Consider the following 13,038-nt stretch of genomic DNA (forward strand, 5'->3'; position numbering starts at 1 on the left):
CGCTCGCTCCGGGCGGGTCGGCGCGCGGCGCTGGTTGTATCCCTCCGTGCGGGCGCGCTCTCGCTCGCGCCCGGTAGGGCGCTCGCGAAGGCGCGAGCGAGAGCGCGCAGACGGCTCTGTCGGTCGTGACGTCGAGGAAATCCCCGTGCTGGAACACGGGGTGTCGGGCGCTGTGGTGAGCGCCTTCGGGTTACCGCAATGTCGAGTAACAACGCGAGCGAAAAGACGGTTTCGGACGTACAGAATACGACCACCGAAGAACGCGGTCACGAGCCGACGGTCGAACACGAGCCGTCGGGGCGATCCACCTGTCCGGAGTGTGAGGGCCAGGTAATCACCGAAGACGAGCAGTCGTTCTGCACGGACTGCGGGCTGATCGTCGCCGACGAGTGGGTTGACCTGAGCCCGACGCTGAACGACCTGGGCCTGGCCGGAGACGCCGACCAGAGCATCGAGACAGTGGACCCGCTGCGGACGGACAAGGGCCTGCACACGAAGATTGGGAGGAACACCGACGGTCGCGGTAATCCCCTGAGCAACAAGCAGTGGGAGAAGGTCCAAAGCCTCCGGAAGTGGCACAAGCGGATGCAGTTCGGTGAGAAGCGCAAGCGGACGAAGCGGCTCAACGAGGGGCTGCGGGACGTCGAGATGATCGGCGGCAACCTGAGCTTGCCGGACCACGTCGTCAAGCAAGCAGCGCAACACCTCCGGAGCGCCTCGGAAGCGCGGTTGCCGGGCAGGCGGATGGCCTGGGAGGCACTCGCCGGCGGCGCCGTCCTCCTGGCCGCGCGGGCCTCATCGGTCGACCGAGACGAGATCGATATCGCGGTCGCGACGCACACCAAAGCGCCCCACGAGCGGGTGTGCGCTGCGGCACGGAAGATCCGGTGTGAATGCGGGTTCGACGCGCCGCTCATCAGGCCCAACGCCGTGATGGCGGTCGTCGACGCGCTCGATGACGATGCCATCCCCGGGGCGCGAGCGGTGCGGACGTGGCGACTGGCCCAACACCTGATGAAACTCGGCGACCAGGTGCCGATCGGGCCGGGAACGCCACGGTGCACCGTCGCGGCGTCAGCGCTGTACGCGGCGGATCGCTTGCTCTCGCGCAAGCATCTCACCCAGGAGCGGGTCGCTGCGGCGGCGAGCACGATTGTGCCGACGTCCCGAAACCGGATCGCGCGGTACAGTCGGGAGCTTGTCGACGCCTACGAAGCCGAACACAGCACTGACGACCCGGGTGTCGGGCTCGAAGAGGAACGGGACACCCTCCGCTGAGCGGGGCACTCCCCCGTTTTTTAGTGGCGACCACCGCCCGTGGACGCCCCTCCGCCCCACCCACCGCTCCGTGCTCGCTCCCTGCGGTCGCTGCGCGCGCAGCCACAACCTCACTAACACCGGTATGGAGTCTCATCAACGGGGATGGAGACGGTGTGTGGTTTGTCGCATCCAAGAGGAACGGAGTGAGAAACGAATGAACGCTGTCCCATCATACACAGTCGATAGAGAGACTGCAGCGACGCTCCGAGAATGGTTGTTCGAGAACGCTGTCGAGAAACACGGGGAGTCCGAGATCTCCGAGCCACTCGCGGAACTGGCGGCTGCCATCGACGGCGTGCTCTACGAGGAGGCAGAGGCCGTCGAACTCGGTGCGTGGGCACGGGCGGGTCCTCTGGGCCACCGAGATGCGTCACACGTCGACGGGAGCCCAGTCGATGAATCCCGATCAGATGACGCATGCGAACCAGCTGGGCCTGATGCTCTCGATATTGGTAGCAGCAAGTCAGATCGCATCTCCGACACGCTTCCCGATTCGGCCTGGCAGCTCGATCACGAGCAGTCCATGACGAACCAAGAGCGATCCCCGACAGCAGCGTCTCACGGCAAGACGACAGCGGGATCGAACCCCCGCACACGACGGCAACACCACCGTCCGTCAGTCCGGTACCGCACAGCGTACGAGTGTTCCGTGTGCGGGAGCGTTCGTGAGTTAGAAACCTCGCTTCGAGTCTGTGCGTTCGTCGACGAGTGTCCCAGCTGCGGAGCAGTCGCTCGTTTTACCGCAGGCGGGATTCCTACGCCACTTAGAAAGGACTGATCGCAGCGCGGCGGTTACAGATCGCGCGGTTGGACCGTCTTCCGGTCATTCGCCTCAGCCCGTCGTGCGGCGTCGTCAAGCAGGTCGGCGACTTAGTCGTCCAGCGCCTCGTAGAAGTCTGCGGAGACGTTGGTGTCATCGAGTGCGTCCTTCACGGCCGATTTGACGATCAAGTCTGCCATACGCCCCAGTTCAGCCATCGCTCACATAAACGTAGATATTCTTCCTCGGATTGTCGTCGCTCTTCGGCAATTACGAACAACAAGAAGCCGAATACGGCTCGTATCTTACCAAACACTGGAGGATGATACTGCGCAGCAATGTATGGTAAGGTTTCTCGAAAGGATCGAATGGTTATTCTCGTGAGGACGGTCGTTTACGGCGGACGAAGATCTCGCCATCGGACATCAACTTCCGTGTCATCACCCACCTGCACACGGTACAGCACAGTATCACGAATGTCTCCTGTGACCTCGCCGGCGTCGTCATCCAGGATCGCAGTGATCTCGCCCCGACTGCCGTGGAGACGGTCATGATCTGGATCCGTCTCATCAGGGATGTCGATCCGGACACAGTCTCCCACGTCGAACCGACCTTTCATCGTAGTCGCCCTCCCCAATACGTATCTGCCCTAAATCGATAAGCTGCAAGTCCAGATCTTTCTCTAAACAAGACGCCCATCCTACGTGAGGTTCCTAATCCTCCCAAGCATCCTCCTAAACTCTTCCACATCGCTCTCGGTGACTTCCCGATTATTTGTCAATCTATCTTGGATCTCACGAGCCACCATAACTTTGTCCAAATCACCTCTATTTCGGTCCTCTAAAGCGTTCTCTACTCGATTTACTATTTTCCGACCTTTGTATTCCCGATCATCAATAGACCATACTTCGTCCTCAATTCCAATCTCGATTGGATCGAAATCATCGAACTGCTCCTGATAAGCAGCGTTGACACTATCTATGTAGAATTCTGGGTCAAACAGATCCTCTATTTCGATGTTGAAATTCCGCTCATCATCGTCTTTTTCGAGTAGAACAATACGCTCTGGATTGATTTCATGATGCTGTTCTTCGATCTCCTGCTCTACCTCTTTGCCCTTGCTATCATTATCTAATAGCAACACGTATGAGAACTCCTCTGAAGCCACCCATTTCGCTGCTTGAACCATATTATTCCCACCATTTGTTGGCATAATCGTGATCTCATCCCACGATAAGATGTCTTCTTCAAGATGATCTCGATAATAGTTTGCCAGACCCGTCAGAATATCGTAGTCACTAACACCCTCTACGAGTATTTTCCTCTTCGAGACAAAAGGTGAATCACCTAACCCTATCCCCAGAGCATTTCTGAGAGGTTCCAATGTCATCGCATCTGACTTGTGAAAGTCTTCTGTGACGACTGTCCCATCGTCTTCCCGATCTTCTACAACCCGGATTCTATTCGGGTACTCTTTCCTGATGAGAAACGGGGAGTGAGACGAATATATGATCTGTGCGGACTCAGACAGTTGTTCAATCGCTCTGAGCCAGTTCTTTTTCCCTTCTGGATGAAGGAATACCGCTGGATCGTCGAGGAGGATTATCTGGTTAGGTGATTCTTCGTTATCCGTTTCGGCCCTCAAATTAATGTAAAACGACAAGAACCACTGGAATCCCTTGCTACGTTCAGATGGTCGTTTGAGAGAACGGCTTACGTCCTGCTCCTCTCCATCTTCAGAATCTAAATGAGCAAGGGCGGTATCCTTGATACCTACTGTAAACCGATTATTCCGATAGTTGATTTCTACATCGACTTCTTTCTGCTCCCACAGCTCGTTTACCTGACCACGTATCGTACCACTTGCCGATTCAAGGACTCGGTTCTGTTCATGGAGCCCCAAATTATCGAAATTCTCATAATCAAGCTCAACTATTCCTAATAGATTTCTAAACGTTCGATGTTCGTCAGAATCAACTGAATTCACTTGTACATCGTCACTAATCGTATCGAACCCGCCGTGATAGACTATTGGGGGGAGTAGATATCGAGGATCATTTTCTTCATCAATATGTTTGATGACATTATTGAGATCTTCAATTTCAGTACGCCATTTCTCCTTAGCATCTCTGATATCATCATTTTCTGCGGGTATATTTTCTAAAGCGTCCAGAAGATTACGTACCCAAGACTCCACCTGAGATAAGTCGGGGTTTTCGTTATTTCGTATTCTGTTTGCAGGGTTCTTTATATTATTATCAAAGTGATTGCGGTAATTCCCTGAGTTCTCATTCCGAAGTGAATTCAGCTCTTGCCACATTTCCTCTACCGTCTCTTGAGCATTCTTTACGGGATCAACATACTCACCGAGTTCCCTACCCTGCGGCGTGGAGAGTTCCCGAGTTCCGTCTGAATATTTTGTCGCTATTATTTCGTCGCCTTGTTCGAGGTCTCGAAACTCAGAAAATCTATCAGCGGCTTCACCACTAAGTTCAATCCTTAGACTTGTTATTGGGGCGTGATGATTCTCGGAATACTCCTTTCCGTCATTCAGTTCACGATCTTGGATTTCTCGGTCCTGGTCAAAGTACCGTATTGCTTCTAAGAAGGATGTCTTTCCACTCTCGTTTCGACCTAGAAGTGTTGTTATATCGTCTTCAATCGGAACCCATTCTGTATCCACGATTGATTTATAATTCTGAATTCGAACCTGAGTGAGACGCATTTCTACTTAAACGCGAATACCACGCAAGATTGGTAAAGGTTCCTGTGCTTAAATCGATACAGTCGGTTTCTACGTATTTCATCTTCACAAATACTCAGTAAATCGAGGGCAGGACCACAGATCAGCACTTTCGTGGAGACAACCGAATCAGAGGATCTTACCAAACAATAGCAATCTTCACACCTATTCGTTAGGTAAGACATCGTCTCGAAACATCATATCACCACGTTCTCCCCGTTAGTCAGCCAAAAGACCGAAGTTAGGATTGCTAAACTCAAATGGGAAATGTGTTTCTAGCACCCAAACTACTATGTGGTCGTAGTGTGCCAAACAAATTATGCGCCTCACGGAGGCTCGTGAAGGGAAAACCAGAACCCAGGTCCTTGCGGCCGTCGCAGACTTACAGCGGAGCGATGGCCCGCCGATCCAGAAGGACCTCGTTGAGAAGCTCCCGATGACGAAGGGTGCCGTCTCACAGAACTGCAGTCGACTCGTCGAGGAGTCACTACTGCAAGAACACGATGGCCGGTATCGCGTCGATACAGGCCGTCTCCTCGATGATTATCGAGAGCACTTCGAGGAATACCTGCGACGCGCACCACAGAGTGAGCTCTACGAGCAGGAGGTAGCAGATACCAACGAAACCCGCACGCGGACCAAGCGCTCGGCGACTGAGTACTTCGAAGCCGACCTCCTCGAAGACATCCTCCTCACGTCGCTCGTGAGCTCGCTCGGAAAGAACAATATCCAGACCCTCCGGGAGGTGTTCCTGTACACGGACGATATGCTCTACCACGTCGCCTACCGTGCTGTGAGCGCGGAGACCGACGTGCCAGCAGAACTGAAGCCGATCCTCAGGCTGGCGGCGTGTCTGGACACCAGTCCTGACCTGGTAGAAGAACTCGCGAACAGACACGGTCTCCACGCCGAACTCGCTGGCCAGTCGCCGGCGACCGAGATCGCCAAACACGCCTACGGAGGAGCCTAACTATGTCAAAGATCACCTCGTATACTGACTCGATCACGCTGGAAGAGCTCGAAAACCACCTGTTCGAATGTGCGGACATCATCCGCAACACCGTCGACAAGACCGACTACAAGGACTACATTCTCCCGATGGTCTTCTACAAGACGCTCAGCGACACGTACGAAGACCAGCGGGAGGACGTCCTCGAGGAGTTCGGCGACGAGGAAATCGCCGACGACCCGAGTTTCTACGACTTCCCGATTCCCGAAGGCTACCGGTGGGCCGAGCTCCTCGATACGAACAAGAACGTCGACGAGTTCCTGAACGAGGCGTTCGAGGCGATCGAACGGGAGAACCCGGAGCTGCAGGATGCGTTCCGGGCCGACTACGTGAGCGCCGACGCACTGGACGACGACCGCCTCAAGGACCTCGCCCACCATCTCGACACGTACAATCTGAGCGCCGAACGCGTCCCGCCGGACATGCTCGGCGAGGCGTATATGGACCTCGTGAAGCACTTCGCCAGCGAGGAGGGGAAGGAGGGCGGCGAGTTCTTCACCCCGCCGAATATCGTGAACATGATGGTCCGGCTTCTCGCACCCTTCGAGCCGGGCGATTCGTTCCACGACCCGACCTGTGGCTCCGCCGGGATGCTTGTCGAGGCGGCCCGGAACTTCCGGGAGGAGCAAGACGGCGATCCTACGAAGCTCCGGCTCACGGGCCAGGAGATGAATCCCGACGTCGCCGCTATCGCGAAGATGAACCTATTCATCCACCGGTACGAGGGCGAGGTCGCACGGGAGGACTCGCTTCGCAATCCGCAGTTCACGACCGGCGACGCCGACCTCGAGACCTTCGACTACGTCCTCGCCAATTTCCCGTTCTCGGCTGATTGGGCGAAAGACCAGCTGCAAGAGGACAAGTTCGGGCGCTTCGACTGGGCCAATAAGCTCCCCCGTGCGGATCGTGGCGACTATTCCTTCATCATGCACATGGAGGAACAGCTCAACGAGACAGGGCAGGCGGCGATTGTTGTCCCGCACGGCGTGCTGTTCCGAAAGCACGAGCAGCGGTATCGAGAGCCGATGATCGACCGCGACATCGTTGAAGCGGTGATCGGCTTACCCGAGAACCTGTTCCAAAACAACTCGATTCCGTCGGCGATTCTAGTGCTCAATGAGAACAAGCCCGAAGAGCGAGAGGACGAAGTGCTCTTCGTTCACGCTGCGGACGAGGCTTTCTATCGGGAGCTCTCGAATCAAAACGAGCTTACAAACGAGGGGCTGGACCACGTTGTCGAGAACTTCGACGCGTGGAAAACAGAAGAGCGGGTGAGCCGTGCTGTCCCGCATGAGGAAATCCGTGAGAACGACTATAATCTCAACCTCGCGTTGTATGTCGACACAACCGAGCCCGAGGAAGAGATTGATATAAGTCAAGAAGTGGAAAAGTTACACGAATTACGTGCTGAACGGGATCGGATAGAGAGTCGTATGGATGAGCACGTGGAGGTGTTGGGATATGAGTGACGACGCAAGTCAACAGACAAGTCTGGACGAGATCGTGGGAGAGTACAATAGAGAGACAGAGGACGAAGCAGTAGATGCTGGTAAACTCCAAGAAATAGATGAATCTCCCGTAGAGGGATGGGAATTGTGTCGGTTGGGAGAAATATTTTCCTTAGAGTACGGGGAAAACCTCACAGAAGACGCACGGGACGGCGGTCAATATCCCGTTTACGGATCTAATGGACTGGTAGGTAGTCACTCGGAAGCTTATGTTGATTGTCCTGGAATAATTGTTGGGAGAAAGGGATCGATAGGAGAAGCCGAGTTTTCCGAAGGCCCATTCCACCCAATCGATACGACATATTATATCAGCGAATATGAGACGGATGAAAATCTTCGATTTGTACATTATCTCCTTGAGAATATACAGTTAAGTAGGTTAAATGCAGCATCAGCAATTCCAGGGCTAAATCGAAATGATGCTTATAGCCTGAAAGGCCTCCTTCCCCCTCTCCAAGAGCAACGTAAAATAGCGAGTGTGATCTATAACGTTGATAAAGCGATACAGAAGACAGAAGAAATCATTCAACAAACAGAGCGATTACATACCGGGCTAAGGAGAGAGTTAGTGATAGCGGGGATTGATCATACTGAATTTCAAGAGATGCGGGTAGGTCCATTCACCTTAGAAATCCCAGCAAGTTGGGATATTGTTTCTATTGATGAAGCTTGTAAAAACTTAGACAGAGACAGAATACCCGTTAAACAAGCAAAAAGGGAAGAAATGCAAGGAGATATCCCTTATTACGGAGCATCAGGTATCATTGATTATGTTGATGACTACCTCTTTGATGATGATCTAATTCTCCTAGCTGAGGACGGCGAAAATCTACTCTCGCGAAATCTACCAATCTCCTTTAAGATATCTGGCAAAGCATGGGTGAATAACCATGCTCACGTACTCAAACCGAGAGAAGGGTTTGATATTGATTATCTAGTGGAATATTTCGAACGATTGAATTATGAGCCGTTTGTGACTGGATCTGCCCAACCCAAATTAACACAGACCAATATGGATATGTTGTCAGTACCCAAGCCTCCTGAAGAAGAGCAGACCGAGATCTCGTCAAAACTGACCTCCGTTTCTGATCACAAGAATAGAAGTGAGCAATATAAACAACAACTACAGCGATTAAAAAAAGGTCTTATGCAAGACCTCCTCTCGGGCAAGGTTCGAACTCACAGCAAGGACATCGAAGTACTCCCAGAGGTGGAAAAACATGATTAGACATCGTATGCTAACCGATGGTGGTTCTAACGCTCTAGTCAATGCCTTTGAAGAATGTATAAATGAGATGGAATCTGACGATGGAATAGATAAGACGGAATACAGAGAGTTCCTGCTTCCTCTCGTCTTCTATAAGACCGCCAACGATACATACCAAGACGAGTACGAGAACGCCGTCGCCGATTTTGGAGAAGAAATTGCAGGTGAGGATCCTGCTTTCTATCGGCTTCAGATACCGGATGGTCTTTTTTGGGAAGATCTAATGTCTACTAATAAGCGGGTTGATGAGACCCTGAATGAAGCTCTTGAATCATTTGAGGAATTAAATTATGATCTCAAAATATCCTTTGAAGTTGATTATCTATCATTCGATATTAACGAATCGACGCTTAAGACTCTGCTCCAAGAGTTAGATACAATCAATCTGAGTGTCGAGAGTGCTGATTACCAAGCAGTCTCGGAGGCATACATGGGCCTAATACGGAGATTTGCGGAGGAAGAAAACAGGGACGCTGGGGAGTTCTACCAACCGGAGGAGGTGATAGAGATGGTTGTTCGGATGTTAGCCCCTTTCGAAGATGGTGACTCATTCTATGATCCAACTGCTGGCTCTGGGGACATGCTGGTCGGCGTTGCGAGCCATTATCGAAAGGAAGGCAGAGATCCAAATAAACTGACGCTCGTCGGACAAGAATCGATTAAAGGACTGACAGAAGCTGCCAATCTCAATTTCTTTTTGAACGATCTTGAGGCAGAAATCGAGGCTGCAGATCCCCTAAATGATCCGATGCAAACGAGCGATGGATCACTGCGGGAGTTTGATTACGTCCTTACCAACTTCCCCTACTCCGAGGATTGGAACAAATCCGGGTTGAAGGATGACGCCAGATTCGGGCACGTCGACAAAGATCCCCGCAAAAATCGCGCTGATTACGCCTACATCCTACATATGTACAGTAGTCTGAACGAGACAGGGCAATTAGCCACCTTGGCACCCCAAGGAGTCCTTTTCAGAGACAACGAGTCTCCGTTCCGGGAATTCCTGATCGACGAGGACCTTGTCGAGGCGGTTATCAATCTACCAAAGAAGCTGTTCGGTGAAGACACGGGGATTGCCCCTGCAATCTTGTTCCTCAATAAGGACAAGCCCGAAGAGCGCGAAGGGGAAGTGCTATTCCTCAACGCCGCACACGAGGACTTCTACCGAGAGCTCGATAACGAAAATCAGCTGACTCCGGAAGGCGTCGATAGAGCAGTTGAGATATTTAACGAGCGGGTATCAAAAGAACGCAAGTCGAGAGTGGTCGAGGTTGAGGAGATAGAAGAGACGGACTATAATCTCAATCTCGCACTCTACGTCGACACCACTGAACCCGAAGAGGATATAAATACGATAGTCGAGGCACAGGAGTTAGCCAAGCTCGAAACCGAACTCTCGGAGATACGTGACCGGATGAAACACGATCTCCGAGAGCTGTATGGCGAGGGAGTAAACCAGTATGAGTGACACCAGTCCCGAACCTGTCGAAACGCCCAGCGAAACCGGCGTCGAGATCGATGTCCTCCAGTGGCTCGATGAGATGGGCTGGGAGACGTACGGGAAAGACGGCGGCTACGGCGCGACCGTCATAGACCAGCAGTATGACCGCGATCTCTCTGAGGTCGTCTACTGGGAGATCCTCAAAGAGCAGCTCATCGCGCTGAACGAGAAGTTGGACGAGCGGGAGGCCGACCGGTTTCTCAACTCGTTGCAGCGGGAACTTCGGACCGAGAACCTCGTCGCGGCCAACGAGAAGTTCACCCAGCTCCTCAGAAACGGAAAGAAGCACACCTACGACGACGGCGAGACCGAATACGTCACCCTCGTCGATTTCGAGGAGCTCGACGAAAATCGGTGGATAGCAGCCAACCAGTTCCGCGTTCATCGGGAGAAGGCGATCCGGCCCGACGTCGTCTGTTTCGTCAACGGCATCCCGCTCGTCGTCTGGGAACTCAAGTCGGCTACCCAGGGAAACACCTACCAAGATGCGATCACGGACCTCGTCTCGTATCAGGACGATGTGCCCCGGCTCTTCGTCCCGGTGCTGTTCAACGTCGCTGCCGACGACCTCGAGTTCAGGTATGGCTCCGTGAACGCGCCGGCGGAGCACTACTACCCCTGGCGCGATGACGACACGGACCTCGGCAACGACCTCAAAGAGGCGGTCGTCGCGCTCTTCCAGAAGCAGGTGCTGGCGGATCTCCTCGACAGGTACGTCTTCTACGAGGAGGCGGCCGGCGGCGATCTCAAGATCGTGCCGCGATACATGCAGTACTACGCGACCGAGGCGATCCTCGACCGCGTCGAGGATCCGGACAATAATAGCGGGCTCGTCTGGCACACCCAAGGGAGCGGAAAGTCGTATACGATGGTCTTCGCGGCCTGGAACCTGCTGGAGCGGAGCTTCCTCGACAATCCGCAGGTCCTGCTCGTCGTCGACACCGACAAGCTCAGGACCCAAATGGAGAACACTCTCTCCAACATCGAGTTCCCGCGGTTCGAGGTCGCGGAGAGTATGGATCACCTGCAGGAGCTGCTCGAAGAGGGCAGCAGCAAGCTCGTGCTCACCACGATCCAGATGTTTGAGGACGTCGACGCCGAGGTCCAGACGAACGATGAAACCGTCGTGTTCGTCGACGAGGCCCACCGGTATATGGAGAAAGACCTCGGGATAAGCCTCCAGGCGGCCATCCCCGACGCCCAGCACTTCGGCTTCACTGGTACGCCCGTCCGAGAAGAGGAGAGAGACACCTTCGACAACTATTCGCCAGAAGGAGAGGAGACGCTTCACCAGTATTCGATCAAGGACGGGATCGACGACGGCGTCGTTCTCCCGGTGCATTTCGACGTGCGACAGCAGGAGTGGGAGATCGACGAATCCGCGCTCGACGAAGAGTTCGAACGCTCCTTCGCTGATCTCGACGTCGAGGAGAAAAGCGAGATCATCCGCAAGCACGTCACGCGCTCCGAACTCGCAGAGCTACGGCCGCGCGTCGAGAACGTCGTACTCGATATCGTTGACCACTACGAGGAGAAGGTCGAGCCCAACGGCTGGAAATCGATGGTCGTCACACCCACCCGTCGCGCGGCGGCGCTGTACGGCGAGGAACTCCAGAAACTCCGCGACCCCGAGGATATCGAGGTCCTCGTGACCTCGCAGGGTGACGACGAGAAGCTCATTCAGAAGTTCCACACGACGAAAGAGCAGCGGGAGTCGATCGTCCAGCGGTTCAAGAACCCGGACGAATACGAGGACGACCCGAAGATCCTCGTCGTCTGTGATATGCTCCTCACGGGCTTCGACGCCCCACTCCTGAAGACGATGTATCTCGACCGGAATCTCAAGAATCACAATCTCCTCCAAGCGATCGCCCGCACCAATCGGCCCGCCGACGGCAAGGTGAACGGCGAGATCGTCGATTACGCGGGCGTCTTTGCGAGCGGCAACATCGAGGACGCACTCGAGTACGACGCCGAAACGCGCAACCACGCAGCGAAGGACGTCGACGAACTCCTCGACGACTTCGAGGACCTCCTCGCAGAGACGATGAATCTCTTCGAGGAGGTCGAGAAGGTCGACAGCCAGGAGGCAGTGAACAACGCCGTTGCGCTCGCGAACGAACATAGGGCGGAATTCGAAGACAACTACGCCCGATTGCAGGACATGTACGAGTCGATCGCCCCCGACAAACGGCTGGAGACACGGGGACTGCGGGACCCGTACCAGTGGCTCAACCGGATCCACCTTGCCTATCGGCGGAGTCAGCGCGACCCGGACCCCGAAGAGGACGTGCGGGAGAAGACGCTGGAGATCATCGAAGAGAACGTCGACGTCGGCGAAATCAAGAACAATACGCCGATCTACAAGATCAGCGAAGAGCACCTCGAGAAGGTCCAGGACCTGGAGCCGAAGGCGAAGGCCACCGAGATCGCCCATGCCACGCAGGACCACCTGCAGGGCCGCCGAACCACGAACCCCCGGTACCAGCGCATCAGTCAGCGCGTTGAGCAGCTGGTGAACGATTGGCGGTCGGGTGAGCTGGAGGCACCGGAAGTCGCAGAAGAACTCGAAGAGGCCGAGAAAGAGGCTCTCGCTGTTGGTGAGCAACGGGACGAACTCGATATGTCCGAGACGGAGTATGCAGTCTACTCCGCTCTCACGGACAGCTACGATGTTGCGGATGATGAAGCCGCTGCGATTGCTGCGGACATCCTCGACGGCTTCGAGGAGATCGATACCGGCTTCGACGGCTGGCATATGAGTGACCGCGTCCGGAAGGAGATCCGTCAGACGGTGATTCGCACACTGGTGGGCGAGCACGACCGGAAGGACCTCTACGACAAAGAAGGGCTAGTCAGAGAGATTGTCGAGTACCTGATCCGCAACGAACAGGCCGAGCCCGACGAGTCTGCACCAGCGGGAGGGTAAC

At 54.4% G+C, this 13,038-nt stretch carries 9 protein-coding genes and 1 pseudogene; 7 read left to right on the plus strand and 3 right to left on the minus strand.

The features are described 5' to 3' along the window. The first annotated feature begins 198 nt into the window (after positions 1-198). Both EPY72_RS14440 and EPY72_RS14445 read left to right on the plus strand, forming a co-directional pair. Positions 199-1,278, plus strand: a complete 1,080-nt coding sequence (locus EPY72_RS14440) for a transcription initiation factor IIB (protein WP_135806895.1) — start codon at positions 199-201, stop codon at positions 1,276-1,278. Between the two features lie 196 nt (positions 1,279-1,474). Beyond that, complete coding sequence (locus EPY72_RS14445; RefSeq protein WP_135806896.1) at positions 1,475-2,098, plus strand: hypothetical protein; 624 nt, start codon at positions 1,475-1,477, stop codon at positions 2,096-2,098. Between the two features lie 14 nt (positions 2,099-2,112). Here EPY72_RS14445 and EPY72_RS14450 read toward each other — a convergent pair. From EPY72_RS14450 to EPY72_RS14460, 3 genes and pseudogenes are all read right to left on the minus strand, one after another. Then, a pseudogene (locus tag EPY72_RS14450) lies at positions 2,113-2,280 on the minus strand (DUF1931 domain-containing protein). A 194-nt stretch (positions 2,281-2,474) separates the two neighbouring features. Continuing rightward, the gene (locus EPY72_RS14455; protein ID WP_135806897.1) at positions 2,475-2,699 is read right to left on the minus strand and encodes a DUF8139 family protein; all 225 of its coding nucleotides are present in this window, start codon (positions 2,697-2,699) and stop codon (positions 2,475-2,477) included. A gap of 81 nt (positions 2,700-2,780) precedes the next feature. Continuing rightward, positions 2,781-4,805, minus strand: a complete 2,025-nt coding sequence (locus tag EPY72_RS14460; RefSeq protein WP_135806898.1) for an ATP-dependent nuclease — start codon at positions 4,803-4,805, stop codon at positions 2,781-2,783. A 337-nt stretch (positions 4,806-5,142) separates the two neighbouring features. Here EPY72_RS14460 and EPY72_RS14465 point away from each other — a divergent pair, with 337 nt between their 5' ends. The 5 genes from EPY72_RS14465 to EPY72_RS14485 all read left to right on the plus strand — a co-directional run bounded on the left by EPY72_RS14465 (position 5,143) and on the right by EPY72_RS14485 (position 13,037). After that, positions 5,143-5,793 carry a MarR family transcriptional regulator gene (locus EPY72_RS14465; protein ID WP_135806899.1) on the plus strand — a complete coding sequence of 217 codons (651 nt, stop codon included), beginning with the start codon at positions 5,143-5,145 and terminating at the stop codon, positions 5,791-5,793. A gap of 2 nt (positions 5,794-5,795) precedes the next feature. Further along, complete coding sequence (locus EPY72_RS14470) at positions 5,796-7,301, plus strand: type I restriction-modification system subunit M (RefSeq protein ID WP_135806900.1); 1,506 nt, start codon at positions 5,796-5,798, stop codon at positions 7,299-7,301. Beyond that, entirely contained in the window at positions 7,294-8,568 is a 1,275-nt protein-coding gene (locus EPY72_RS14475) for a restriction endonuclease subunit S (protein ID WP_168216052.1), read from the plus strand. The genes EPY72_RS14470 and EPY72_RS14475 overlap by 8 nt, the downstream gene beginning before the upstream one ends. A gap of 67 nt (positions 8,569-8,635) precedes the next feature. Beyond that, positions 8,636-10,075: a class I SAM-dependent DNA methyltransferase gene (locus tag EPY72_RS14480; RefSeq protein ID WP_168216053.1), complete on the plus strand. Its 1,440-nt coding sequence runs from the start codon at positions 8,636-8,638 to the stop codon at positions 10,073-10,075. After that, on the plus strand, positions 10,068-13,037 hold the full coding sequence (locus tag EPY72_RS14485; protein ID WP_135806903.1) for a type I restriction endonuclease subunit R: 2,970 nt from the start codon (positions 10,068-10,070) through the stop codon (positions 13,035-13,037). The genes EPY72_RS14480 and EPY72_RS14485 overlap by 8 nt, the downstream gene beginning before the upstream one ends. The last annotated feature ends 1 nt before the right edge of the window (position 13,038 follow it).

The organism is Halorussus marinus (genome assembly GCF_004765795.1).
In the GTDB taxonomy this organism is placed as follows: domain Archaea; phylum Halobacteriota; class Halobacteria; order Halobacteriales; family Haladaptataceae; genus Halorussus; species Halorussus marinus.